Raw genomic sequence first — 23,922 nt, forward strand, 5'->3', positions numbered from 1 at the left:
GCTCCTTTTTTTCAAACAGCCAGAGCAACCACCATGTCCGAGCCCACCGCCGACGAACCAATCAGCCGTCGCCAGAGCTTGCGCAAGGACTGGCTATGGCTTAGCGCCTTTCTGCTGGCACTGGTCTACTGGCTCAGCGGACCGGGCCAGCTGGCGCGCGTGAACGGGCTGATCCAGGACACCTCCAACTGGCTGCACCAGCGCCAGGCCTCCAGCGACATCGTCATCATCGCCATCGACGATGCCAGCATCGCCGCGATAGGCCGCTGGCCCTGGCGCCGCGCCCTGCATGCGGCCGTGCTGGAGCATGTCGCCAAGGGGTCGCCGCGCGCCATCGGCATGGACGTGGTCTTCAGCGAGGAAGACCTGGACTACCCCGGCGACGACCTGCTGCTGCAGCGCGCGCTGCAGCACAGTGGCAAGGTGGTGCTGCCCATCACGCGCAATGCGCCAGGCCTGTCCATGCCGCCGCTGCAAAGCCTGGCGCAATCGGCCGCGGCGCTGGGCCATACGCAGCTGCCCGTCGATGCCGACGGCGTGGTGCGCCGCTTCTACGCCCAGGAGGGCGAAAAGCCCTGGTGGCACATGGCCATGAGCCTGCACTGCGTGGGACAGAGCGGACACGCCTGCACAGGAGCCGATGCGCCAGCCGGTGCGGCTCCCACCGCCGCCTGGCAACGCCGCCAGGCGCGGATCATCGCCTTTGCGCATGCCGCGCAGGACAAGCAGCGGCAACACCTGTCGCCCTTTGTCACCTACTCCTATATCGACGTTCTGCGCGGCGACATCCCGGCTGCGGCCTTTCGTGGCAAATACGTGCTCATCGGGGCCACCGCCGCAGGCCTGGGCGAGAAGTTCACCGCGCCGCTGCGCACCAGCACACGGCCCATCTCCAACGTGGAGATGCTGGCCCACATCCTCAACGGCGTGCTGCAGGACACGCACCTGGAGCTGGCCTCGCCCACGCTCAACCGGGCGCTCAATCTCGTTCCCGTGGCGCTGGGCCTGCTGGCCCTGGCCTGGCTCGGCCCCTCGGGCGGACTGATCGCCTGCACCGCGCTGGCTTTTACCTGCCTGCTGGCTGCGGGCCTGTTGCCGCGCTGGACCCAGATTCAGACGGCGCCGGCCGCGGCACTCATGGGACTGGCCCTGGCCTATCCGCTCTGGAGCTGGCTGCGCCTGCGCGCTGCCGCCCGCTTTCTGGCCATGGAACTGCGCGACCTGCAAAGCCAGGGCCTGCCCGTGCTGCCCGCAGGCGCACTGACCGTGGACGCGCTGGACCAGCGCATTGCCGCCGTGGAACAGGCCTCGCACCAGTTGCGCGCCCTGCACCACTTCGTCAGCGAAAGCCTGCGCCAGCTGCCGTCGGCCACCTTTGTCAGCGACCGGCAGGGCCGTCTGCTGCTGGCCAATGCCGCAGCCCATGCCTACGCCCACAGCCTGGGCCATGCGCTGCAGGCAGGCGATGATCTGCCGCGCGTGCTCGGCGGCCTGTCCGGCCAGGGCAGGGACAACGCACGCCACAACACCCCCATGCAGCCGCTGCTGACTCGCGAAGCGCTGCAGCAAGGACTGCTGCCGCCGCAAAGCGAAGGACGCGACGCCCAGGGCCGCGCGCTCATGCTGCTGTCGCAGCCTTTCCAGGCGCCGCCCACCTCGGGCTGGCTGCTCACCCTGGTCGACATCAGCGACCTGCGCAGCGCCCAGGCCCAGCGCGACCAGGCCATGCAGTTCATCTCGCACGACATCCGCACGCCCATAGGCGCCATCATCACCCTGCTCGAAATGCAGCGCTCCCCTTCCGATCCCACGGCAGATACCGGCGACAGCACTGCGCTGCTGCAGCGCATTGAAAGCTATGCCCAGGCCTCGCTGCAGCTGGCCGACGATTTCGTGCACCTTGCCCGGGCGCAGGAACAGAGCCTGCGCAGCGAAGCCCTGGATCTGGGCCTGCTCGCCGACCAGGCCGTGGCCGACTGCTGGGCCTTGGCGCAGAAGCAGGGCATGGCGCTGCAGATGGCACTGCCCGAGCATGAGGCCCTGGTGCAGGGCGATCCCGGCCTGCTGCACCGCGCCGTCGTCAATCTCCTGAGCAATGCCATCAAGTACGGCAAGCCGCCGCAGGCAGATGCCGGCGCCACCGTGGAATGCTCCATCGTGCACCCACCCGGCTTCTGGGGCGTGGCCGTGCGCGATCACGGCACTGGCATGGACAAGCAGGCACTGGCCCGCCTGAGCCAGCCTTTCGAGCGCCTGCAGCAGCACCGCCGCACGGACGGCGTGGGCCTGGGCCTGGCCTTTGTCCGCACCGTGGCCGAGCGCCATGGCGGCCGGCTCCAGATCACCAGCCAGCCCGGGCAAGGCAGCTGCTTCACGCTGCTGATCCCGCAGGCCTGAAGCAGGTCTTTTTTGACAACGACAGAAACGAAAAAGCCTTGAAATCTTTCGACTTCAAGGCTTTGCGTTTTGGTGCGGCTGGCAGGAATCGAACCCACGACCCCTTGGTTCGTAGCCAAGTACTCTATCCAGCTGAGCTACAGCCGCAATACGATGTATTCTAGCAGCAGTCCCGAGGCCTCCAGACCAAACTGCAAACTTTTTTGCAAAAGAGCAAAGAAAAAGCCTGCTGGCATGGCGCCAGCAGGCTTGGGCATTGTCTGGTAGGGCGTGGCGGACTTGAACCGACGACCAAGGGATTATGAGTCCCCTGCTCTAACCAACTGAGCTAACGCCCCGACACCGGCAGCTGCCGGAAAAAAACTTCGCTATTGTAGGGCCTAACGCTTGTGGCTCAAGGCATTGCTCACCAGTTTGGACGTGATGTCCACAATCTGGATCATCTTGTCGTAGTGCATGCGCGTGGGACCGATCACGCCCAGCGTCCCGACGACCTGGCCATCGAGTTCATAGGGCGCGCTGACCACGGACAGTTCCTCGAACGGCACGGTCTGGCTTTCGCCGCCGATATAGATGCGCACGCCCTCGGCCTGGCTGGAGAAGTCCAGCAGACGCAGGATCTGGGTCTTCTGCTCGAACAGGTCGAAGGCGCGCCGCAGATTGCCCATGTCGCTGGAGAAATCGCTGACCGACAGCAGGTTGCGTTCGCCGGCGATCACCACATCCTCTTTCTCGTTGCCGCTCATCACTTCTGCGCCGACATTCACGGCCGCCTGCATGAGCTGGGCCACTTCACCGCGCAACCGCTCCACCTCGCCCTTGATGCGCGTGCGCACCTCCTCCATGGCCAGTCCTGCGTAGTTGTGGTTGAGGAAATTCGCGGCCTCGATGAGCTGGGACGCCGTGTAGTCCACATCGGTGAAGATCACGCGGTTCTGCACATCGCCTTCGGGCGAGACAATGATGACCAGATAGCGGCGCTCGGAAAGACGCACGAACTCAATGTGCTTGAACACCGAGCTGCGGCGCGGCACCATGACCACGCCCACGAATTGCGAGAGGTTGGACAGCAGGTTGGCCGCATTGGCAATGACCTTCTGCGGCTGCTCTGGCATGAGTTCGGGCGCCACAAAGCCGGCACGGTCCACGGTGAGCATGGTGTCCACGAATAGCCGGTAGCCCCGGGCCGTGGGGATGCGGCCCGCAGACGTGTGCGGACTGGCGATCAGCCCCAGCTCTTCCAGGTCTGCCATCACATTGCGTATCGTGGCAGGCGACAATTCGAGGCCGGACGCGCGGGAAAGGGTGCGCGAACCCACCGGCTGGCCGTCGGCGATATAACGCTCGATCAGCGCTTTGAGCAGTAACTTGGCACGTTCGTCGAGCATGTAATGATTTTAATGATGTAATTTCCCAAATGACATCCACGTTCCGCCACGTCGCCTTGATAGGCAAGTACCACGCACCCAGCGCGGGTGCGCCGTCGGAAAGCGCCAGCAACGCGCTGCAAAGGATCGCCGCCCATCTGCGCGGTCTCGGCCGCGAGGTAGTGCTGGATACGCAATCGGCCATCTACTCGGGCCTGTCCGATTATCCGAGCATGGATGTCGACGGCCTGGGGCGCCACTGCGACCTCGGCCTGGTCGTGGGCGGCGACGGCACCATGCTGGGGGTGAGCCGCCATCTCGCACGGTATGGCACGCCGCTGATCGGCATCAACCAGGGCCGGCTGGGCTTTGTGACCGACATTGCGCTGGATGATTTCGAAGCCACGATCACGCCCATGCTGGACGGCGAATACGAAGAGGACGAGCGCCCCCTGATGCAGGCCCGCGTGATGCGCGACGGGCAATGCGTGTTCGAGGCCCTGGCCATGAACGACGTGGTGGTCAACCGCGGCTCGACCTCGGGCATGGTGGAACTGCGCGTGGAAGTCGGTGGCCGCTTTGTCTCCAACCAGCGCGCGGACGGACTGATCGTGGCCACGCCCACGGGTTCCACGGCCTATGCGCTCTCTGCAGGCGGCCCCATGCTGCACCCCTCGATTCCGGCCTGGGTCATGGTGCCGATCGCGCCGCACAACCTCTCCAACCGCCCCATCGTGCTTTCCGATGCCGAGGAAGTGATGATCGAGGTCGTTGGCGGCCGGGATGTCAGCGCCAATTTCGACATGCAGTCCCTGGCCTCGCTGCAGCACGGCGACCGCATCCTGGTGCGCCGCGCAGACCACAGCGTGCACTTTCTGCACCCCAAGGGCTGGAATTACTATGCCACCTTGCGCAAGAAACTGGGCTGGAACGAAGGAGGCACCTGACCATGGCGCTCAAGCGCATTGTTCTGCGTGACTTCGTGATCGTGCAGTCCCTGGATCTGGACTGGCACAGCGGCTTTACGGTACTGACCGGCGAGACCGGCGCCGGCAAATCCATTCTGATCGATGCCTTGCAGCTGGTGCTGGGCAGCCGGGCCGACGCCGATGTGGTGCGCGAAGGCTGCAGCCAGGCGGACATCTGCGCCGAATTCGATTGCCCCCCACGTCTTGTGCCCTGGCTGCAGGAAGCGGGCTTTGCCAACGAAGAACAATTGCTGCTCAGGCGCACCATCGACAGCCAGGGCCGCAGCCGCGCCTGGATCAATGGCACGCCGGCCACGGCCACGCAGTTGCGCCACCTCGGCGACCAGCTGCTGGACATTCACGGACAGCATGCCTGGCACAGCCTGACGCGGCCCGATGCGGCCCGGTCCATGCTCGACACCTATGGCGCCATCGACACCGGCGAAATCCGCCAGCTGTGGAGCGACTGGCACCAGGCGCACCAGGCGCTCGAGCATGCGATTGCCGCGCAGGACAATCTGCAGCGCGAGCGCGAGCGCCTGCAGTGGCAGATTTCCGAGCTCGACAAGCTCTCCCCGCAAGCCGACGAATGGGATGAGCTCAACGCCCAGCACACGCGCCTGTCCCACGCCCAGACGCTGATGGACACGGCCCAGCACTGCCTGCAGTTGCTGGAGGACGACGAATCGGGCGCCTCCAGTCCGCTGGCACGCGCCCATCACCTGCTGCAGGACCAGGAGCATCTGGAGCCCGATTTCCAGGGCATCTCCGACGTGCTGGGCTCCTGCGTGGCACTGCTGCAGGATGCCCGCCACTCGCTGCAGGCCTATCTGCGCCGCGCCGACCTGGACCCCGAGCTGCTGGCCGATCTGGACGCCCGCCTGTCGCAGTGGATGCAGCTGGCCCGCCGCTACAAGCGCACCCCGCAGGAGCTGCCTGCCTTGCTGGAGGGCTGGCGGCAGGAGCTGCGCCAGCTGGACGCGGCCGTCGACATCGACGGCCTGCACCTGGCGGAGCAGACGGCGCACCAGCGCCTCATGGCCAGTGCCCGCCATGTTTCGCAGCAGCGTGCGCTCGCCGCGCCGCGGCTTTCCCATGCCATCACCCAGGCCATGCAGGGACTGGGCATGAAGGGCGGGAGGTTCGAGGTGCAGCTGAGCAATACGGAAGCCCCGGGGCCGACCGGAGTCGACAGCGTCGGTTTTCTGGTCGCAGGCCATCCCGGCTCGACGCCCAAGCCGATCGCCAAGGTCGCTTCAGGCGGCGAGCTGTCGCGCATCTCGCTGGCCATCGCAGTCACCACCAGCGAACTTGGCGAGGCCCCCACGCTGATCTTCGACGAGGTCGATTCGGGCGTGGGCGGAGCCGTGGCCGAGACCGTGGGCCGGCTGATGCATTCGCTGGGCGCATCGCGCCAAGTGCTGGCCGTCACCCATCTGCCGCAGGTGGCGGTCCATGCCGACCACCATTACCAGGTGGCCAAGAAGGCCGAGACCCATGCCACGGTCAGCCATGTCCGGCCGCTGACGGGCCAGGACCGCGAAACCGAGCTGGCGCGCATGCTGGGCGGCGAGTATCTGTCGCAGGCAACCATGGCCCATGCCCGAGAAATGCTGGCCATGGCAAGATTGGCACCTCGTACAGGCCAGCCGGCATCCGCACGCCCGCGCCAGGGCACCCGCGCAGGCCATGCTGGCACGGCACCGTCCAGATCGGCCAAGCCGGCTCCTGCATCACACCAGGCACCCAGAAAATCCAGAGGAGAGTGAAGCCATGTCATTGGAGATTATTCTGATCACAGGCATGTCCGGGTCGGGAAAATCCGTGGCTTTGCATGCGCTGGAGGACGCCGGTTACTACTGCGTGGACAATCTTCCGCCCGAACTGCTGCTGTCGTTCGTGGAGCTGCAGCACAAGCTGCACGGCAGCAAGGTAGCCATCGCCATGGATGCGCGCAGCGCGGCCGCCCTGCCGCAGCTGCCGGCGCAGCTGGAGCGGCTGCAGAACCTGGGGCTGATGCCCTACTTCATCTTTCTCGATGCCTCTACCAACACGCTGGTCAAGCGCTTCTCGGAAACGCGCCGGCGCCACCCGCTGTCCCAGGACAAACTGGCCACCGAACGGCAGGCGCTGGAGCAGGACATCGAGACAGAGCGCGAGCTGCTGGGCAGCCTGCGTGACAAGTCGCTGGTGCTGGATACCAGCGACCTCAAATCCTCCCAGCTGCAGACCTATATCAAGCAGCTCATCGCCGCGCCCACCAGCCAGATGACGCTGGTCTTCCAGTCCTTCGGCTTCAAGCACGGCCTGCCCATGGACTCGGACTACGTCTTCGATGTGCGCATGCTGCCCAACCCCCACTACGAGACGGCACTGCGGCCGCTGACAGGACTGGACTGGCCTGTCATCCAGTATCTGACCCAGCAGCCCCAGGTGCTGCAGATGCAGCAGGACATCCAGACTTTCCTGGAGCGCTGGCTCAATGTGCTGGCTCAGAACCACCGCAGCTATGTCACGGTCGCCATCGGCTGCACCGGCGGCCAGCATCGCTCCGTGTATCTGGTCGAAGCGCTGGCCAAGCATTTCGGCCCCCACTGGCCCACGCTGCGCAGGCACCGCTCGCTGGACTTCCACGACAAGCTCGCCCTGCCCATGGGCGGCGATGCCGCTGCGGCTTCCAGCTGACCGGCCATACGCTGGAGCGGCCGACCATGCCCCGTGTTCTGCTTCTCGAAGACGATCCTGCGATTGCACGCACCATCAGCTACACGCTGGAGCGCGACGGCATTGCCGTCACCCACTGTCTGCTGATGGCCGATGCCAGGCAGCAATGGAGGCAGCATGCCTTCGATCTTTTGCTGCTTGACGTGGGCCTGCCCGACGGCAACGGCCTGGACTGGTGCCGCGATCTGCGCGCCGCCGGCGCCACGATGCCGATGCTGGTCCTCAGCGCACGCGGCGAGGAGATGGACAAGGTGCTGGGCCTGGAACTCGGGGCCGATGACTATCTGAGCAAGCCTTTCAGCCCCCGCGAGCTGCTGGCCCGCTGCAGGGCCATGCTGCGGCGCCTGCAGCAATACCGCCAGCCCGCCCTGCCTGCCGCCACCGGGGCCCCCATCGAAGTCGATGCCCCAGGCCAGCGCGTCCTGGTCTGCGGCCTGCCGCTGGACCTGACGCGCCGCGAATACCAGCTGCTGCAATGCCTGATGCAGGGACGTGGACGCATTCTGAGCCGCGAATTCCTGCTGGAACAGGTCTGGGGCCTGGACAGTGAAAGCACCGACCGTACCGTGGACACCCATGTCAAGACGCTGCGGGCCAAGCTGCGCGAGCACCTGCCCCAGCAGGATGTCATCGTCACCCACCGGGGCCTGGGCTACAGCTTCAGCCCCGAGGCATAACGCCATGCGCCTGGGCCTGAGGCTGTTCTTCGCGTTTTTTCTGATCAACGGCCTGGCAGCCTTTTTCGTGCTGCGCGTATTCATGGTCGAAATCAAGCCCAGCGTGCGCAAGGTGACCGAAGACACATTGGTCGAAGCGGCCTATGCACTGGCTGCGCTGGCCGGCACCGACATGGCCAGCGGCGCGCTGCAGCACGGCAGCGACAGCCGTTTTGCGCAGCAGTTGGCCGGCTACACGCAAAAGCCGGTGCAGGCCTGGATCTGGGACACGCGCAAGAGCCGACTGGACATGCGCATCACGGTCACGGACCGGCAAGGCATGGTGCTGTTCGATTCGACCGGCAAGGACCTGGGGGCGGACTATTCGCGCTGGCGCGACGTGTACCGCACGCTGCGGGGCGAGTATGGCGCGCGCACCACGCGCGATGTGCCCGAGGATGAAGCCAGCAGCGTGATGTACGTCTCCGCCCCCATTCTGGTCGATGGGCAGATTGCCGGCGTGCTGACCGTCTCCAAGCCCTCGCGCTCGGTCCAGAGAATCGTCGACAGCGCCGAGCGCAAGATTGCGCGCGGCGGCCTGCTGTTCGTGCTGCTGTCCGCCGGCGTCGGCTGCGCCGTCACCTGGTGGTTCGTCTTGCATGTGCGCCGCCTGCGCAGCTATGCCCAGCAGGTGCAGGGGCCCACGCTCAACGAAGCCGCCTCCACAGCGGCCACCGCGCCCGTTGCCGTGCCCCAGATGCCCGGCGAACTGGGCGAACTGGCGCAGGCCATGGACAACATGCGCAAGCGCCTGGAAGGCCGCGACTACATCGAAGGCTATGTGCGCGCGCTCACCCACGAGCTCAAGAGTCCGGTCGCGGCGATCCGCGGCGCAGGCGAGCTGCTGCAGGAGGATCTGCCAGCGCAGGATAGGGAGCTTTTCGCGCAGCAGGTGCTGGACCAGTGCGAGCGCCTGCAGAACCTCGTCGATCAGCTGCTGCAGCTCAGCCGCCTGGAGCAGCGCCAGCAGCTGCATGCCGCACGCTGCAGCCTGCAGCAATGCGCCCGGCAGGCCATGGACCAGATCGCGAGCACCGCGCAGCAGCGCGGCATCGGCCTCGAACTCGAAGGTCCGGACAGCACAGGCCCATGGGAACAGGGCCTGGTGGTGCTGGCCATCAGCAACCTGCTGCAGAACGCCCTGGATTTCGCGCCGCCTCAGAGCGCCATCCACGTTCTCCTGGGCCTGCAGACCATCACCGTTGCAGACCAGGGCCCCGGCGTCGCGGCCAGCCTGCTGCCCCGGCTGGGCGAGCGCTTCTTCACCACGCCAAGGCCCGACGGCCGGCGCAGCGGCACAGGCCTGGGCCTGTCCATCGTGCTGCGCATCATGCATCTGCATGGCGGCAGCATGCATGTCCGCAACACCCATCCCGGGTTGAGTGTGACACTGGACTTCTCCCGCATGGACGGCGAGAGGCACTGAGCCCGGACTTCACGTTCGCTTCACAAACTTCATCTCCAGCGCACGCAAGGCATCGAGACTGCCCCCGTCAACCAATACCGGGAGCCTTGATGAAAAACCGATTGCTGTTCAAGACAGCCGCGCTGCTGATGGTGCTGGCCCTGCTGATGGCCGGCCTGTCCATGATCCAGGATGTGGTCCGGGACCGCATCCGCAACAGGAACCATGCGGTGCAAAGCGTGGTTGCCAGTCTTGCCGGGCCGCAGACCCTGGTCGGTCCCGCCCTGGTGCAGAGCTGCACCGAAACCACCAGCGTGCCCAACGGCCGCAAAACGGAGTACACGACCCGCGAGTTCCAGCGCATCTTGCTGCCCGATACGCTGCGGCACCATGCCGATGCCAATATGGAAGAGCGCTCGCGCGGACTGCACCGCATCAACGCTTACGTGCTGCACGACAAGCTGCGCGCCAGCTTTGCCAATGCCGGAAGCTACCTGGATCTGCCGGCCTCCAGTTCGCCCGGTGCCGAAGTACGCTGCAAGAGCCTGCATATCGCCTTTGCCCTTACCGATCCGCGCGGCATGCGCAGCGCCGCCATCACGGCCAACGGCCACACCCTCGACGTGGAGCCCGGCACGCCGCTGGAACGCTACGGCAAGGGCCTGCAGGCGCCCATCGATCCCAAGCTGCTGGCCAGGGGGCAGGCATTGGAAATTGACATGAAGCTGGAGCTGGTGGGCACGGAAAGCCTGGCTTTCACCCCTCTGGGAACCGACAACCAGGTCACGTTGACGGCGGACTGGCCCCACCCTTCGTTCGGCGGCAGCTTTCTGCCCACACGCCGGGAGATCGGCGGCCACGGATTCACCGCCAGCTGGAATCTTTCCGCCCTGGCTTCCTCGGCCCAGCAGGCCTTCACACGCCAGCAGGCGCTGTGCCGCGCAGATCGCGCCGAGCCACCGGACGACTACGCCGCAGAGACCGCCGCTGCCGCAGGCGCCGCCGATGCCCCCTGCCTGGAAACCATGGATACCGGCTTCATCAGTCCCGTCAACCCCTATTCGCTGAGCGACCGCGCCAGCAAATACGGCCTGCTGTTCGTGGTGCTGACCTTTGTCGCCGTCGGCCTGTTCGAGGTGCTGCAGAAACTGCGCGTCCACCCCGTGCAATACCTGCTGGTCGGCTCGGCGCTCAGCAGCTTTTTCCTGCTGCTGCTCGGCCTGTCCGAGCACCTGGGCTTTGCCACGGCCTATGCGGTGGCCGCCAGCGCCTGCGTCGCGCTGCTGGCCTATTACGCCAGCCACATGCTGGGCAGCGTAAGGCGCGGCCTGCCGCTGGCCGCCGGCATTGCCATGCTGTACGGCCTGCTGTACGTGCTGCTGCAGCTGGAGCAGACCGCCCTGGTCGTGGGATCCATCGCCCTGTTTGCCGTGCTGGCCCTGGTCATGGTCTGCACGCGCCGCGTGGACTGGTATGCCTTTGGCGCCACTTCAGCGCAGGTTCCCGTCAGGGAGGCTGCATGACGGCCATCGCCTTTGCCCCTGCGGAGCCCCGGGGCCCGCAGCCGGATGCCATGGCGCTCCAAATGGAGCAATGCCGGCGGCAATGGCATGCGGCGCTGCAGGCGCATGACCGCGCGCAGCTGAAAGCGCTGCGTACCCGGCTGATTGCCGAGGGCCGCCAGGCCGAACGCCATCTGGCCCTGCCCGGCATGCGCGAGCAATGGCTGGCCTGGCTGCAGTTGCGCTGCGCGCTGGTCATTCCGCGCAGCCGGTTCTAGCCTTTGGTCAAGGCCGGAGTTCGGAATCCAGCAGCTTGCGCACGGGTGCGGGCAGACCCAGGCCATCCCAGACGGACGGACTGGCCCAGCACGCATGATCGGCCTCGGAAACCATGGCCGCTGGCGCCTGCCCCACGGACACCCGCACCGGATGCAGGTGCAGATCCTTGTGTGTCAGCACATGCACAAAGGCCGGCAGCTCCTGCCAGGCGGCTTCGGCCACATGCCAATGCGCATGCGCAAAGCGCCGCAGATCCTCATGGCTCTCGAAGGCGGGCGGGCTGTAGAGCCCGGCCCAGATGCCGGCTCCCGGTCGCTTGTGCAGCCAGACCCGGCCTTCGCCGTCCACAGCCAGCAGCAGCCACCAGGATTCGGCGCTTCTCTTGAGCTTGCGCGTCTTGACCGGATAGCTCTCGGGGTTGCCGGCACGCCCGGCCCGGCATTCGGACAGCAGCGGGCAAACCAGGCAGCTGGGCTTGCGCGGCATGCAGATGCTGGCACCCAGGTCCATCATGCCCTGCGTGTAACGGGGCATGGCTTGCGCCAGATCCTCGGTGGGGCACAGCTGCTGCGCATGGTCCCACAGCACGCGCTCGTTCCTGGCCTGGGCCAGGTCGGCATCGAAGGCCAGCACGCGCGTGAGCACGCGCCGCACGTTGGCATCCAGGATGGGCACGCGCTCGGAAAAGCAGAACGCGGCAATGGCACCGGCCGTGGACCGGCCTATGCCCGGCAAGGTGGCCAGTTCCTCGGCCGTGCGCGGAAAGGCACCGCCCCATTCCTGCATCACGGCCTGCGCGCAGCGGTGCAGATTGCGGGCCCGGCTGTAGTAGCCCAGCCCGCTCCATAGCGCCAGCACTTCGTCCTGCGAAGCCGCAGCAAGGCTGGCCACATCGGGAAAGGCATCGAGAAAGCGCTGGTAGTAGCCCAGCACCGTGCCGACCTGGGTCTGCTGCAGCATGATTTCGGACAGCCAGACGCGGTAGGGATCGCGGGTTTGCTGCCAGGGCAGATGGTTGCGCCCATGAGTGGCCTGCCACTGCACGACGGCGGTGGCAATCGACGGAAGATTCAAGATTTCAAGCTACCAGGGTGATGTCCAGCGGCACGGAGGACGCCGGCGCATATTCTTTGAGCGGCGACAGCAGCTGCGCCGCAGCGCATGCCAGCTGTGTCTGCATGGCAGTGAGCTGCGTGTCTGACGTCTCGATTTCGGCAATGCGTTCTTCCAGCCCCGTGGCCGCATGCTGTATGCGGTCCACCGCCTCCAGGCGGCGCGAGAAGCTGCGCTTGCGTTCCTTCAATTGTGCATCGAGCGGCGCGGTGACCGATTTGCTCCACAAATCCACATCGTTGGCGGCCGACTCGAACACCGTGCGCAGCCGCATGGCCAGCGCCTTGATCAGCCGCTGGGAAAAGGCGGCATTGCTGAGCTTGAGCACCTGGCCCAGGCCCAGGTATTGGGTGTAGCTGGCCTCGATGCGGCGCAGGTCGTCGGTGAAGTCGGGCAGCAGCAGCGGCGGCGGCATCTGCAGCGAAAAACCGGATTCCGCATTGAGCTCCTTGTAGGTCGCGCTCATCATGGCCTGGATGTCGGCAGCCTGGGAGTGCGCACGCTCGGCCACGATGTGCAGCCGCTCGAAAGTCTCGGCATACACCTTGCGGGCGCCGAGCTTGAGGCCGCGCTGCTCCAGCGCATCCTTGAGCTCGCCCAGCTCGCGCTTGAGGCTGCCGGAGCTGAGCTGATGGAACAGGGCCTTGAGCATGCGCATGTGCACGGTGCGCAGCGCCTGTATCTTGGCCGTGCTCCGCTCGAATTCGCGCTGCTCGGTCTCGATGCGGCTGCGCATGCTGGCGATGACCGTGGCATTCTTGCCGCGCAGGCTCTGCAGCTCGGCCATCTGGTCGTCGAGGTCGCGGCGGCGGATGTTGAGCACGCGCTCCACCTCCTGGCGCAGCTGCTGCACGTTGGCGGCCACCGCCGCCTGCAGCACCCTCTGGCGCTGACCCATGATGCCATGGGCCAGCATGTTCTCGAAGGCCGGCAGCCCGCTGGCCTGCAGCAGCGGCTGGTTGTCGCTCACCTTGGCCACCAGGCCCTTCTGGGCCGACACCGGCAGCACGCGCTCGACGGCCACGCCGAGCATCTGCGCCGAATCCTCGCGCTGGCGCCTGAGCTGGGCCTGCACCTGCGGGCCCGAACTCAGCGAATCCCACAGCGTATCGATCTTGTTGAGCACCACCAGCCGCGAAGCAGCCTGCGCACCCATGCCTTGCCCTGCATCGGCGGGCACAGGGTCCTGGGCCAGCACATGGTCGCGCCATATGGACAGGTCCGACTTGGTCACGCCCGTGTCGGCTGCCAGCACGAAGACCACCGCATGGGCCTGCGGAATGAGGTTGACGGTCAGCTCGGGCTCGGCACCCACGGCGTTCAGGCCCGGTGTGTCGAGAATCACCAGGCCCTGCTTGAGCAGCGGATGGGGCATGTTGATCAGCGCATGGCGCCAGCGCGGCACTTCCACCAGGCCGTGCGCGTCGCGCTGCGGATTGTCGGCGCCGTCCTCGTCGTGCCAGAAACCCCAGGCGCGCGCCTGCTCCACCGTCACCTTGCGCACTTCGGCCACCTTGGTCAGCGTGTCGGCGATCTGCTGGGCATTCGAGACGTCCAGCGGATGGTGCATCCAGGCTTCGCCACGCATGCGCCACTGGCCCAGGCTTTCGGGCGATTCGCGCGTATCGATGGGCAGCAGCCGCAGGCCCGGCGGGTGCTCGGCATCCCAGCCCAGCTCGGCCGGACACATGGTGGTGCGGCCCGCGCTGGCCGGCATGAGCCGGCGCCCGTACTGGGCAAAGAAGATGGCGTTGATGAGCTCGGACTTGCCGCGCGAGAACTCGGCCACGAAGGCCACCATCACCTTGTCGCTGCGCACCTGGGCCTCCAGGCGCTGCAGGCGTTCCTGGACGGCGGCATCCAGCAGATCCTGGCCGGCCAGCCATTCGCGCAGCGCATTCAGCTGCTGGGCAAAGCCTCTGCGCCAGGCACCGAATTGGTCGAATTGCTCGTTAAATGATGGTCCCACCGGAATCCCCTGCGACTGGGTTGTACTCAGACCGTGTTGACGATCTCTGGGACGGCGCACACATCCCGCCAGCGGGCTTTGCGCCCGCCTGCGCAAAATATAGCATCGCCGTCCCGGGTGCCCTTGCATTCCAAGCCCCGCACTGCGGGGGAAAGGTCCGGCTTTTCCAGGCATTCCGCCACGGCCCGCAAGGCACCAGGCTCTGCAGGACAGCGCTGCTGCGCTTGGAGCATGATGCTATTTAATCAAGAGCACCTTGCGCCTGCCATCTTTCATTCATAGATGGTTTCCACAGTAGAATCCATACAGAAACAGCGCGAACAGCTACTTTTTCAATAGCTTGGTGCAAGGCTCAGGCCGCTTGGCAATGCACGCAGTAATAGGTGCTGCGCTGCCCCTGGCGCATCAGCCGGATCGGCCGGCTGCAATGCGTGCAGGGCTGTCCGTCGCGGCCGTAGACCCTGGCCTGCAGCTGGAAATGCCCCTCCATGCCGTTGGCCGCCGAAAAGTCGCGCAGCGTGGTGCCGCCCTGCTCCACGGCCAGCGCCAGCACCGCGCGGATCGCCTCGTGCAGCGCGCGCACCTTGCGCGGGCCTATGTCCCGCGCGGGCCGCGCCGGATGGATGCGCGACAGGAACAGCACTTCGGAGGCATAGATATTGCCCACGCCGACCACCACGCTGCCCGAGAGCAGCAGCTGCTTGATCGGCGAGCGGCTGGCCGCCAGGCCGCGGCGGAAGGCCTCGAGGCTGAAGCTGTCCTCCAGCGGCTCCATGCCCAGATGGTCGAGCAGCTTGCGCGCCAGCGCGTCGTCCTCGCCGGGCACATAGACCACGGCGCCAAAGCGGCGCGGGTCGTGCAGGCGCAGCAGGCCCTGCGTGGTCTGCAGGTCGAAATGGTCGTGCGCGCCCGCGGCGCCCAGCGGCGCCTCGCCGGGGCCGGCAAAGCGCAGGCTGCCCGACATGCCCAGGTGCAGCAGCAAAAGGCCTTCGCTCAGGTCCAGCAGCAGGTACTTGCCGCGGCGGCGCACGCCCAGCACCTGCCGCCCAGCCAGGGCCGCGCAGTCAATGCCCAGCGGCCAGCGCAAGGGCTTTCCCAATGAGGCGGAAACAATGTGCGCGCCGGCAATCCGGTCGGCAAACGAGCGGCGCGTCACCTCGACTTCTGGCAACTCAGGCATGCAATCTCATGTTCGTCAAGTGTTGTATGAGCTTCGATTATTATGGGTCGATGGTTCATCCTCTTCGCCTTCAGGGACTCGCCGTGGCTGCCGCCATGGCCTTGGGAACAGCTATTGCCTCGGCTCAGCCCGCCGATCCGCCGACCACCGTGCCCACGCCGGCCACACCGGAAACCAATACCCAGGCCACCGACCGCGAAGAGGAACAGGCCGCGCTGAATGCCGAGCTGTTCTACGAGATCCTGGTCGGCGAAATGGCCGCCAGCGACGGCGCGCTCACCGACGCCCAGGCCATGATGATGGAAGCCGCGCGCACCAGCGGCGATGAAAAACTCTACCGCCGCGCGACCGAGCTTGCGCTGCAGTCGCGCTCGGGCGAGCGCGCGCTGCGCAATGCCCGCGCATGGCTGGATGCCTATCCGGATTCGCGCAATGCCAACCGCGCCGTGCTGCAGATCCTCGTGGCGCTCAACCGCATCTCCGATTCGGCCAGCTACCTGCGCAAGGAAGTGCAGACCACGCCCGCGGCCGCCAAGCCTGCCACCTTTCTGAGCATCACCCAGCTCTACAACAACGCCAGCGACAAGCCGCTGGCCGCCGACGTCGTCGAGCAGGCGCTCGAAGGCGAGCTCAAGGACCCGACCAGCGGCCCCATGGCCTGGGCCGCCATCGGCCACATGCGCCTGATCGCCGACCAGAAGCCCGCGGCGCTGCAGGCCGTGCAGAACGCCCAGGAACTGAACCCCGACACCGGCGCCATCGTCCTGCTGGCCATGGAACTGCTCGAATCCGGCTCCACCGAGGTCGAGCCCCTGGTCCAGCGCTACCTGGCCAAGAATCCTTCTGCCCAGATGCGCATGGCCTACGCGCGCGTGCTGCTGGGACAAAAGCGCGTGGCCGATGCCCAGGTCCAGCTCAAGGCCATCACCACCGATACGCCCGAATATCCGGAGGCCTGGGCCGTCCTGGCCGGCCTGCAGCTGCAGGCCAACGACCTGCCCGCGGCACAGAACTCCATCGAGCACTTCGGCGCGCTGCTGCCCAAGCTGCACAGCGGCGTGGGCCGCAATGCCGGCCAGTCCCAGTACTACCTGCTGCAGGCCGACCTGGCCGAAAGGCAGCAGCGCTACGAGGAAGCCGATGCCTACCTGAGCCAGATCAACGATGCGCCCAACCTGCTGAGCGTGCAGGCGCGCCGCGCCGGGCTGCTGGCCCGCCAGGGAAAGATCCGGCAGGCGCAGGCCCTGATCCGCGCCGTGCCGGCCACGGGCCCCAACCAGCAGCGCCTCAAGCAACTGGCCGAAGTGCAGCTGCTGCGCGATGCCGGCCTGACCGGCGAGGCCTACACCCTGCAGGCGGCCATGCAGAAGGAGGCCCCCGACGATGTGGAGCTGGCCTACGACACCGCCATGCTGGCCGAACGCGCCGGCAAGTACGACGCGATGGAGAAGCTGCTGCGCGACATCATTGCGCGCAAGCCCGACTTCCAGCACGCATACAACGCGCTGGGCTATTCGTTTGCCGAGCGCGGCATCCGTCTGGACGAGGCCGAGACGCTGATCCAGAAGGCGCTGGACATGGAGCCCGGCGATCCCTTCATCACCGACAGCCTGGGCTGGGTCAAGTTCCGCCGCGGCGACCTGGCCGGCGCCCAGGCCCTGCTCGAGAAAGCGTATGCCACACGCCAGGACGCGGAAATCGCCGCCCACCTGGGCGAAGTGCTGTGGGTGCAGGGCAAGCGCGACCGCGCGCAGCAGATCTGGCGCCAGGCCCTGCAGGCCGATCCCGACAACAGCGCCCTGAAGGACACGATGAAGCGCCTGGGAGTGGCGCCTTGATGGATTTCACGAACCACCCTCTGCGCGTGGCGCAGTCCCGCGCCGCCATGCTGGCCTGCGCTGCGCTGACAGCCGCCCTGCTGGCCGGCTGCGCCCAGCCCGCACGCCAGCTGGGCCGCAGCGAAGATGCCGCATCGGCCCACTGGTCGGGGCGCATGGCGCTGCAGGTCGAAGGCCAGAGCCAGGCGCAGAACCAGTCCTTCAGCGCAGCTTTCGAGCTTGAGGGCCGCCCCCAGCAGGGCCGGCTGCTGGTCTTCAACCCCTTGGGCTCCACCATCGCGAGCCTGCAATGGACGGCCACGCAGGCCGTGCTGCAGCAGGGCGAGCGCATCACCACCTCGGAATCGCTGCCCGCGCTGATAGCGCAGCTGACAGGCAGCGAACTGCCGGTTGCCGCGCTGTTCGACTGGCTGCAGGGCAGGAACACGGCCGCAGCGGGCTGGCAGGTGGACCTGTCGCGCATCGGCGAGGGGCGGCTGCGCGCCGACCGCATCAGCCCGCCGCCGCCGGCCTCGCTGCGCATCGTGCTGGACTCCGGGCAATAAGTCCCGCCCAGGGAGCGGCAAGCCGCGCGGCACGCCTGCTATCGTCGCCCCTGCATTTCCACTCTTTTTTGTTTTGCGCCATGCACTCGCTTCATGACGTGCCGGCTCCGGCCAAGCTCAACCTCTTTCTGCACATCACGGGGCGCCGCCCCGACGGCTACCACCTGCTCGAATCGGTGTTCATGCTCATCGACTGGCATGACACCCTGCACTTCGAACGCCGCCATGACGGCCAGGTGAGCCGCGAAGACCTGTCAGGCCTAGCTTTGCCGCCCGACGACCTGATCGTGCGCGCCGCCCGGGCGCTGCAGCAGGCCACGGGCTGCACCCAGGGCGTGCATGTCGGCGTGCACAAGCGCATTCCGGCCCAGGCCGGCATGGGCGGCGGCTCCTCCGACGCCGCCACCACGCTGATGGCACTCAACCGCCTGTGGAACCTGAACCTTTCGCGCCAGCAGCTGCAGCAGATCGGCCTGGGCCTGGGCGCCGACGTGCCGTTTTTCCTGCACGGCAGCTCCGCCTGGGTCAGCGGCATCGGTGAAGCCATCACGCCGCTGGAGGGTGCAAGCCGGCTGCCGCCCGGGCAGTTCGTGGTGGTCAAGCCCGAGGCGGGTCTGGAGACCGGCAAGATTTTTTCCAGCGACTTGCTCAAACGCGATTCGGAGCCTGCTACAATCTCGGTCTTTGCTGCAGATCACTACGGCTTTGGCCGAAACGACTTGCAGCCAGTTGCTGAAGGCTTGCAGCCCGAAGTGAAGAAAGTCAGAAACTGGCTCGAATCCTTCAAATTGCGTGCTACAATGACGGGCTCAGGAAGTGCAGTGTTTGCACCAATGAAGCAAATCATTGATTTTGCAGGGCATCCAAGCTCGTGGCAAGTCAGGATCTGCAAAAATCTGGAAAGCCATCCCCTCAAGGATTGGGTTTCAGATAAAAAGTTATAAGGCTTCTTGTTTTCGGCAAGTGGCCTGTGTAGGGGAGTCGCCAAGTTGGTCAAGGCACCGGATTTTGATTCCGGCATGCGAGGGTTCGAGTCCTTCCTCCCCTGCCAAACATCTTCTTGCGTCAAGGCAACCCGTAGCACTGGGACGCTCAATGCACTCACATCACTCTGATTTCATGGTCTTCACTGGCAATGCCAATCCCGGCATGGCAGAGGAGATTGTTAAGCACCTGGGCACCACTCTGGGTGCTGCTGACGTTGGCCGTTTCTCCGATGGAGAAGTCGCGGTCGAGATCAAACAGAATGTTCGCGCCCGCGACGTCTTCGTGGTCCAGTCCACCTGCGCACCGACCAACGACAACCTGATGGAGTTGCTGGTCATGGTCGATGCCCTCAAGCGCGCATCGGCCGAGCGCATCTGCGCCGTGATCCCCTATTTCGGCTACGCCCGCCAGGATCGCCGCCCCCGCTCCAGCCGCGTGCCCATCACCGCCAAGGTCGTGGCCAACATGCTGCAGGCCGTGGGCGTGGAACGCGTGCTGACCATGGACCTGCATGCCGACCAGATCCAGGGCTTCTTCGACATCCCCGTGGACAACATCTACGCAACGCCCGTGCTGCTGGGCGATCTGCGCCAGAAGAACTACGAGGACCTGATTGTGGTGTCGCCCGACGTGGGCGGCGTGGTGCGCGCCCGTGCGCTGGCCAAGGAGCTGGGCTGCGATCTGGCCATCATCGACAAGCGCCGCCCCAAGGCGAACGTGTCCGAAGTCATGCATGTGATCGGCGACATCGACGGCCGCAACTGCGTGATCATGGACGACATGATCGACACCGCCGGCACGCTGGTGAAGGCTGCCGAAGTGCTCAAGCAGCGCGGCGCCAAGAATGTCTACGCCTACTGCTCGCACCCCATCTTCTCGGGCCCGGCCCTGGAGCGCATCGGCAACGGCTCGGCCCTGGACGAAGTGGTCGTGACCAACACCATTCCGCTGAGCCCCGCTGCCCAGCAGTGCGGCAAGATCCGCCAGCTGTCCGTAGCGCCGCTGATTGCCGAGACAATTCACCGGATTTCCACCGGCGATTCGGTGAGCAGCCTGTTTACGGCATAAAATCTCGGGTTTTTCGGCCTGAACACCAGCAAACCTCCCTGGCATACCGGGAGGTTTGACTGTTTCAGGCTTTCGCAAGAGCCGACGTCCGTCCCTGCGCCGGACAGGTTCTTTTATCAATGGGTGAGGCTGGTCGCGGTCCACCCCACTAGGAGTTAGTTATGCAATTCGTCGCTTTTGAGCGCGCAAAGCAAGGTACGGGTGCGAGCCGCCGTCTGCGTAATTCGGGCAAGACCCCCGGCATCGTTTACGGCGCCGGCGAAGCCCAGCTGATCGAACTCGATCACAACGCCCTGTGGCACGCCCTGCACAAGGAAGCCTTCCACTCCAGCGTGCTGGACATGGAACTGAACGGTCAAGTGACCAAGGTGGTGCTGCGCGACGTGCAGTTCCACCCCTTCAAGAAGCTGGTGCAGCACGTTGACTTCCAGCGCGTGGACGCCAACACCAAGGTGCACCTGAAGGTGCCGCTGCACTTCGAAGGCGTGGAAGAGTCCCCCGCCGTGAAGGCCGAGAAGTGCACCGTCACGCCTCTGATCCACGAACTGGACGTGGTGTGCATGCCCGCCCAGCTGCCCGAGTTCATCAAGGTGGACCTGAGCGGCCTGACCTCCAAGTCCGCCCTGGGCCTGCAAGCCCTGAAGCTGCCCAACGGCGTGAAGGCCGTGGTGCGCGGTTCCAACAAGAACCCCGCCCTGGTGTCCATCAAGCTGCCCGAAGTAGCTCCCGAAGAAGGCGCAGCAGCTGCCGCTCCCGCAGCCGCTCCCGCCAAGAAGGGCAAGAAGTAATTCTTGCGGTCTTCGGTACGGCGCCCGTCGCCGTACGCCATGCAAAAAGCCCACCTTGGTGGGCTTTTTGCATGGCGCGCCGACCCTCCTGCGGTCGGCCGCAGCAGCAGATAATCACGCCATGATCAAACTGTTTGTCGGCCTGGGCAATCCCGGCCCGGAATACGAAGACACGCGCCACAACGCCGGCTTCTGGTGGATCGATGCGCTGGCGCGCGAGCTCAAGGTCACGCTGGTGCCCGAGCGCAGCTACTGGGGACTGATGGCCCGCACCACGGTCAACGGGCAGAACGTCTGGCTGCTGCAGCCCCAGACCTTCATGAACCTCTCGGGCAAGTCGGTCGGCGCGCTGGCGCGCTTTTTCAAGATCCAGCCCGACGAGATCCTGGTGGTGCACGACGAGCTGGATTTCGAGCCCGGCCAGGTCAAGCTCAAGCGCGGCGGCAGCCATGGCGGGCACAACGGCCTGCGCGACATCCATGCCCAGCTGGGTTCGGCCGATTACTGGCGCCTGCGCGTGGGCATAGGCCATCCGGGGCACAAGGGAGAAGTGGCGAACTGGGTGCTCAAGAAACCGGCGCCGGACCAGCTCAAGCTGATCGAGGACGGCATTGCCCATTCGCTCAAGGCCTGGCCCGAGCTGGTCGCAGGCCAGATGGACAAGGCCACGCTGGCCATCCACACCACCAAGCCGCAGCGCCCCAAGCCGCCGCGCAAACCCGAACCTGAAGCAGCGCAGTAACTATTGAAGCAATAGCAGCTTGCGCCTTCTTGACATGAATTTCAGAGCGGAAATGAGCTGAATTCAGGTTTTAGCTTGCGTCAGCTGCTCATATTTCCTGAGCAGGACCTCGCGGCTTTCAATGAACTCGGGGTTGACCGGAATGCAGGCCACGGGGCAGATCTGCACGCACTGGGGCTCGTCGAAATGGCCCACGCATTCGGTGCACTTGTGCGGGTCGATCTCGTAGAACGCCTCGCCCATGGAAATGGCGTCGTTGGGGCATTCGGGCTCGCATACATCGCAGTTGATGCATTCGTCGGTGATCATCAGTGCCATGCGAAAACTCCTATGTCCTATCCCGGGGTGACAGCGCTGCTGCGTATTATCCCAAGCCGCCCAAGACATGGCACAGCCATGGGCAAAGCGGCGGACGGCGCCACCGCGGCGCAATTGCCGCTATGCTGCGCAGGCCGTCCGCGCATGCGCCTGCGGGTTTGCGCCCGCCGATCCGCCTGCCAGCCGTGTTCCCGATGAAACGCTTTCCGAATCCATGAGCATCTTCCTGCTCAAACGCCTGCTCACGCTGATCGCCACGCTGCTTGGCGCCTCCGCCGTGGTGTTCGCCGTGCTCGAGATCCTGCCCGGCAATGCCGCGCAGATGCTGATGGGCCCCGACGCGGCGCCCGAGGCCGTGCAGGCCATGGCCGAGCAGTTGGGCCTGAACCAGCCGGCCTGGACGCGCTACTGGCAGTGGCTGGCCGGGCTGCTGCAGGGCGACATGGGCACGAGCTATGCCTACGGCTCGCCCGTATCCGGGCTGGTGTGGGAGCGCCTCGCGGTGACCGTGCCGCTGGCCGTGCTGGCCATGGCCATCACCACGGCGCTGGCGCTGGCCGCTGGCGTGTTCGCGGCCTCGCGCCACAGGCGCTGGGGCGATGTGGGCGTCATGGGCCTGGCCCAGATCGGCATCGCCATTCCGAATTTCTGGTTCGCCATCCTGCTGATCCTGCTGTTTTCGGTGAAGCTGCAATGGTTCTCGGCCGGAGGCTTCCCGGGCTGGAGCGAGGCGGACGGCGGCGGCTTCTGGCCCGCGCTGCAGGCCCTGCTGCTGCCCTCCATCGCGCTGGCGGTGGTGCAGGCCGCCATCCTGGCGCGCATCACGCGCTCGGCCGTGCTGGACGTGCTGCGCGAGGACTTCGTGCGCACCGCGCGCGCCAAGGGCCTGTCGCGCGGCGCCGCGCTGTGGCGCCACGTGCTGCGCAACGCCATGATTCCCGTGCTCACCGTCATGGGCCTGCAGTTCGCCAACCTGCTGGCCGGCACCATCGTGGTGGAGAACGTGTTCTACCTGCCGGGCCTGGGCCGGCTGATCTTCCAGTCCATCGCCAACCGCGACCTCATCGTGGTGCGCAACTGCGTGCTGCTGCTCGCGGCCATGGTGGTCATCGTCAATTTCGTGGTCGACCTGCTCTACGCCGCCATCGACCCGCGCATCCAGGCCAGCGATATATGAGCGTTCGCCTCTCGTCCCATCGCAGCTTCTGGCTGGGCGCGGTGCTCACCGCACTGCTGATCGCCTGCGCCCTGCTGTCCTTCGCCTGGACGCCCGGCTCCGCCTACGAGATGAACATGGACGCCGCGCTGCAGCCGCCGGGCAGCCGGCACTGGCTGGGCACGGATGCCTTCGGCCGCGACGTGGCCTCGCAGATCCTGGTCGGCGCGCGCGCCTCCATCGCCGTGGGCCTGATCGCCGTGGGCATAGGCCTGGCCGCCGGCCTGGCGCTGGGCCTGCTGGCCTCGGCGCGCCGCGGCTGGACGGAGGAGATCATCATGCGGCTGGCGGACTTCACCTTCGCCTTCCCCGCCCTGCTCTCGGCCATCATGCTCACGGCCGTGTTCGGCGCCGGCATGGTCAATGCCATCATCGCCATCGGCATCTTCAACATCCCCACCTTCGCACGCATCACGCGCGCCTCGGCCAATGCCATCTGGGCGCGCGACTATGTGACGGCCGCGCGCGCCTGCGGCAAGAGCCGCACGGCCATCACGCTGCAGCATGTGCTGCCCAATATCGCCTCGGTGCTCATCGTGCAGGCCACCATACAGTTCGCGCTGGCCATCCTGGCCGAAGCCGCGCTGTCCTACCTGGGCCTGGGCACGCAGCCGCCCCAGCCGTCCTGGGGCCGCATGCTCAGCGAGGCCCAGACCCTGATGTTCCAGGCGCCGCTGCTGGCGATCTGGCCCGGCCTGGCGATCGCGCTGTCGGTGCTGGGGCTGAACCTGCTGGGCGACGGCCTGCGCGACCTGCTCGACCCGCGCCTGGCGCGCACGCGCTGACCCCCGGGAAACGCC

General features: G+C 66.1%; 21 protein-coding genes and 3 tRNA genes. 17 read left to right on the forward strand and 7 right to left on the reverse strand.

Annotation, left to right across the window (positions count from 1 at the left end):
* Nucleotides 1-33 precede the first annotated feature (33 nt).
* The gene (locus tag Cte04_RS05255) at nt 34-2,397 is read left to right on the forward strand and encodes a CHASE2 domain-containing protein (protein WP_066473172.1); all 2,364 of its coding nucleotides are present in this window, start codon (nt 34-36) and stop codon (nt 2,395-2,397) included.
* A gap of 70 nt (nt 2,398-2,467) precedes the next feature.
* Here Cte04_RS05255 and Cte04_RS05260 read toward each other — a convergent pair.
* The 3 genes from Cte04_RS05260 to hrcA all read right to left on the reverse strand — a co-directional run bounded on the left by Cte04_RS05260 (nt 2,468) and on the right by hrcA (nt 3,785).
* Nucleotides 2,468-2,544: transfer RNA gene (locus Cte04_RS05260), tRNA-Arg, on the reverse strand.
* 114 nt (nt 2,545-2,658) lie between these two features.
* A tRNA-Ile gene (locus Cte04_RS05265) sits at nt 2,659-2,735 on the reverse strand.
* Nucleotides 2,736-2,777: 42 nt separating this feature from the next.
* The gene (gene hrcA, locus Cte04_RS05270; RefSeq protein WP_066473175.1) at nt 2,778-3,785 is read right to left on the reverse strand and encodes a heat-inducible transcriptional repressor HrcA; all 1,008 of its coding nucleotides are present in this window, start codon (nt 3,783-3,785) and stop codon (nt 2,778-2,780) included.
* A 29-nt stretch (nt 3,786-3,814) separates the two neighbouring features.
* On the opposite strand from hrcA, the gene Cte04_RS05275 reads away from it, so the two are divergent.
* The 7 genes from Cte04_RS05275 (at nt 3,815) to Cte04_RS05305 (ending at nt 11,357) form a co-directional block, all read left to right on the forward strand.
* Nucleotides 3,815-4,711 (forward strand): NAD kinase, encoded by an 897-nt coding sequence (locus Cte04_RS05275; RefSeq protein ID WP_066473178.1) that lies wholly within the window; start codon nt 3,815-3,817, stop codon nt 4,709-4,711.
* Nucleotides 4,712-4,713: 2 nt separating this feature from the next.
* On the forward strand, nt 4,714-6,501 hold the full coding sequence (recN, locus tag Cte04_RS05280) for a DNA repair protein RecN (protein WP_066473180.1): 1,788 nt from the start codon (nt 4,714-4,716) through the stop codon (nt 6,499-6,501).
* A gap of 4 nt (nt 6,502-6,505) precedes the next feature.
* Nucleotides 6,506-7,417, forward strand: coding sequence for an RNase adapter RapZ (gene rapZ, locus Cte04_RS05285; protein ID WP_066473181.1), 912 nt, complete (start codon nt 6,506-6,508; stop codon nt 7,415-7,417).
* A gap of 26 nt (nt 7,418-7,443) precedes the next feature.
* Nucleotides 7,444-8,133, forward strand: a complete 690-nt coding sequence (locus tag Cte04_RS05290) for a response regulator (RefSeq protein WP_066473184.1) — start codon at nt 7,444-7,446, stop codon at nt 8,131-8,133.
* 4 nt (nt 8,134-8,137) lie between these two features.
* Nucleotides 8,138-9,598, forward strand: a complete 1,461-nt coding sequence (gene creC, locus Cte04_RS05295; protein ID WP_066473186.1) for a two-component system sensor histidine kinase CreC — start codon at nt 8,138-8,140, stop codon at nt 9,596-9,598.
* Between the two features lie 89 nt (nt 9,599-9,687).
* Entirely contained in the window at nt 9,688-11,100 is a 1,413-nt protein-coding gene (creD, locus tag Cte04_RS05300) for a cell envelope integrity protein CreD (protein ID WP_066473188.1), read from the forward strand.
* Nucleotides 11,097-11,357, forward strand: a complete 261-nt coding sequence (locus tag Cte04_RS05305; protein ID WP_066473190.1) for a hypothetical protein — start codon at nt 11,097-11,099, stop codon at nt 11,355-11,357. The genes creD and Cte04_RS05305 overlap by 4 nt, the downstream gene beginning before the upstream one ends.
* A 7-nt stretch (nt 11,358-11,364) precedes the next feature.
* On the opposite strand, the gene mutY is transcribed toward Cte04_RS05305, so the two are convergent.
* The 3 genes from mutY to mutM form a co-directional block, all read right to left on the reverse strand.
* Nucleotides 11,365-12,432, reverse strand: coding sequence for an A/G-specific adenine glycosylase (gene mutY / locus Cte04_RS05310; RefSeq protein WP_066473192.1), 1,068 nt, complete (start codon nt 12,430-12,432; stop codon nt 11,365-11,367).
* A 4-nt stretch (nt 12,433-12,436) separates the two neighbouring features.
* Nucleotides 12,437-14,440: a dynamin family protein gene (locus Cte04_RS05315; protein ID WP_066473194.1), complete on the reverse strand. Its 2,004-nt coding sequence runs from the start codon at nt 14,438-14,440 to the stop codon at nt 12,437-12,439.
* A gap of 352 nt (nt 14,441-14,792) precedes the next feature.
* Nucleotides 14,793-15,620, reverse strand: coding sequence for a bifunctional DNA-formamidopyrimidine glycosylase/DNA-(apurinic or apyrimidinic site) lyase (gene mutM, locus Cte04_RS05320; RefSeq protein ID WP_066473196.1), 828 nt, complete (start codon nt 15,618-15,620; stop codon nt 14,793-14,795).
* Between the two features lie 50 nt (nt 15,621-15,670).
* Between mutM and Cte04_RS05325 the strand changes: the two genes are divergently transcribed.
* The 7 genes from Cte04_RS05325 (at nt 15,671) to pth (ending at nt 21,588) form a co-directional block, all read left to right on the forward strand.
* On the forward strand, nt 15,671-17,458 hold the full coding sequence (locus tag Cte04_RS05325) for a tetratricopeptide repeat protein (RefSeq protein WP_066473207.1): 1,788 nt from the start codon (nt 15,671-15,673) through the stop codon (nt 17,456-17,458).
* A gap of 47 nt (nt 17,459-17,505) precedes the next feature.
* Complete coding sequence (locus tag Cte04_RS05330) at nt 17,506-18,003, forward strand: lipoprotein insertase outer membrane protein LolB (RefSeq protein ID WP_066474010.1); 498 nt, start codon at nt 17,506-17,508, stop codon at nt 18,001-18,003.
* A gap of 80 nt (nt 18,004-18,083) precedes the next feature.
* On the forward strand, nt 18,084-18,947 hold the full coding sequence (ispE, locus tag Cte04_RS05335) for a 4-(cytidine 5'-diphospho)-2-C-methyl-D-erythritol kinase (protein ID WP_066473208.1): 864 nt from the start codon (nt 18,084-18,086) through the stop codon (nt 18,945-18,947).
* Between the two features lie 30 nt (nt 18,948-18,977).
* A tRNA-Gln gene (locus Cte04_RS05340) sits at nt 18,978-19,054 on the forward strand.
* Between the two features lie 44 nt (nt 19,055-19,098).
* Nucleotides 19,099-20,058: a ribose-phosphate pyrophosphokinase gene (locus tag Cte04_RS05345; protein ID WP_066473209.1), complete on the forward strand. Its 960-nt coding sequence runs from the start codon at nt 19,099-19,101 to the stop codon at nt 20,056-20,058.
* A gap of 161 nt (nt 20,059-20,219) precedes the next feature.
* Nucleotides 20,220-20,846 carry a 50S ribosomal protein L25/general stress protein Ctc gene (locus tag Cte04_RS05350; protein WP_066473210.1) on the forward strand — a complete coding sequence of 209 codons (627 nt, stop codon included), beginning with the start codon at nt 20,220-20,222 and terminating at the stop codon, nt 20,844-20,846.
* 121 nt (nt 20,847-20,967) lie between these two features.
* Nucleotides 20,968-21,588: an aminoacyl-tRNA hydrolase gene (gene pth, locus Cte04_RS05355; RefSeq protein ID WP_066473211.1), complete on the forward strand. Its 621-nt coding sequence runs from the start codon at nt 20,968-20,970 to the stop codon at nt 21,586-21,588.
* A gap of 63 nt (nt 21,589-21,651) precedes the next feature.
* Here pth and Cte04_RS05360 read toward each other — a convergent pair whose 3' ends face one another.
* Nucleotides 21,652-21,906: a YfhL family 4Fe-4S dicluster ferredoxin gene (locus Cte04_RS05360; protein WP_066473217.1), complete on the reverse strand. Its 255-nt coding sequence runs from the start codon at nt 21,904-21,906 to the stop codon at nt 21,652-21,654.
* Between the two features lie 214 nt (nt 21,907-22,120).
* Here Cte04_RS05360 and Cte04_RS05365 point away from each other — a divergent pair, with 214 nt between their 5' ends.
* On the forward strand, nt 22,121-23,083 hold the full coding sequence (locus Cte04_RS05365; RefSeq protein WP_066473220.1) for an ABC transporter permease: 963 nt from the start codon (nt 22,121-22,123) through the stop codon (nt 23,081-23,083).
* Complete coding sequence (locus tag Cte04_RS05370; protein ID WP_066473224.1) at nt 23,080-23,907, forward strand: ABC transporter permease; 828 nt, start codon at nt 23,080-23,082, stop codon at nt 23,905-23,907. The genes Cte04_RS05365 and Cte04_RS05370 overlap by 4 nt, the downstream gene beginning before the upstream one ends.
* The last annotated feature ends 15 nt before the right edge of the window (nt 23,908-23,922 follow it).

The organism is Comamonas terrae, from assembly GCF_001544075.1.
Lineage (GTDB): Bacteria > Pseudomonadota > Gammaproteobacteria > Burkholderiales > Burkholderiaceae_C > Comamonas > Comamonas terrae.

Excerpts from the sequence above, each read along its gene's own strand:
- Cte04_RS05350 (WP_066473210.1), top strand. The coding sequence starts at position 20,220 with ATGCAATTCGTCGCTTTTGAGCGCGCAAAGCAAGGTACGGGTGCGAGC.
- creC (WP_066473186.1), top strand. The coding sequence starts at position 8,138 with ATGCGCCTGGGCCTGAGGCTGTTCTTCGCGTTTTTTCTGATCAACGGC.
- ispE (WP_066473208.1), top strand. The coding sequence starts at position 18,084 with ATGCACTCGCTTCATGACGTGCCGGCTCCGGCCAAGCTCAACCTCTTT.
- Cte04_RS05365 (WP_066473220.1), top strand. The coding sequence starts at position 22,121 with ATGAGCATCTTCCTGCTCAAACGCCTGCTCACGCTGATCGCCACGCTG.
- creD (WP_066473188.1), top strand. The coding sequence starts at position 9,688 with ATGAAAAACCGATTGCTGTTCAAGACAGCCGCGCTGCTGATGGTGCTG.
- Cte04_RS05345 (WP_066473209.1), top strand. The coding sequence starts at position 19,099 with ATGCACTCACATCACTCTGATTTCATGGTCTTCACTGGCAATGCCAAT.
- rapZ (WP_066473181.1), top strand. The coding sequence starts at position 6,506 with ATGTCATTGGAGATTATTCTGATCACAGGCATGTCCGGGTCGGGAAAA.
- Cte04_RS05290 (WP_066473184.1), top strand. The coding sequence starts at position 7,444 with ATGCCCCGTGTTCTGCTTCTCGAAGACGATCCTGCGATTGCACGCACC.
- Cte04_RS05370 (WP_066473224.1), top strand. The coding sequence starts at position 23,080 with ATGAGCGTTCGCCTCTCGTCCCATCGCAGCTTCTGGCTGGGCGCGGTG.
- hrcA (WP_066473175.1), bottom strand. The coding sequence starts at position 3,785 with ATGCTCGACGAACGTGCCAAGTTACTGCTCAAAGCGCTGATCGAGCGT.
- mutM (WP_066473196.1), bottom strand. The coding sequence starts at position 15,620 with ATGCCTGAGTTGCCAGAAGTCGAGGTGACGCGCCGCTCGTTTGCCGAC.
- Cte04_RS05330 (WP_066474010.1), top strand. The coding sequence starts at position 17,506 with ATGCTGGCCTGCGCTGCGCTGACAGCCGCCCTGCTGGCCGGCTGCGCC.
- recN (WP_066473180.1), top strand. The coding sequence starts at position 4,714 with ATGGCGCTCAAGCGCATTGTTCTGCGTGACTTCGTGATCGTGCAGTCC.
- Cte04_RS05360 (WP_066473217.1), bottom strand. The coding sequence starts at position 21,906 with ATGGCACTGATGATCACCGACGAATGCATCAACTGCGATGTATGCGAG.
- Cte04_RS05305 (WP_066473190.1), top strand. The coding sequence starts at position 11,097 with ATGACGGCCATCGCCTTTGCCCCTGCGGAGCCCCGGGGCCCGCAGCCG.
- Cte04_RS05325 (WP_066473207.1), top strand. The coding sequence starts at position 15,671 with ATGGTTCATCCTCTTCGCCTTCAGGGACTCGCCGTGGCTGCCGCCATG.
- Cte04_RS05275 (WP_066473178.1), top strand. The coding sequence starts at position 3,815 with ATGACATCCACGTTCCGCCACGTCGCCTTGATAGGCAAGTACCACGCA.
- pth (WP_066473211.1), top strand. The coding sequence starts at position 20,968 with ATGATCAAACTGTTTGTCGGCCTGGGCAATCCCGGCCCGGAATACGAA.
- Cte04_RS05255 (WP_066473172.1), top strand. The coding sequence starts at position 34 with ATGTCCGAGCCCACCGCCGACGAACCAATCAGCCGTCGCCAGAGCTTG.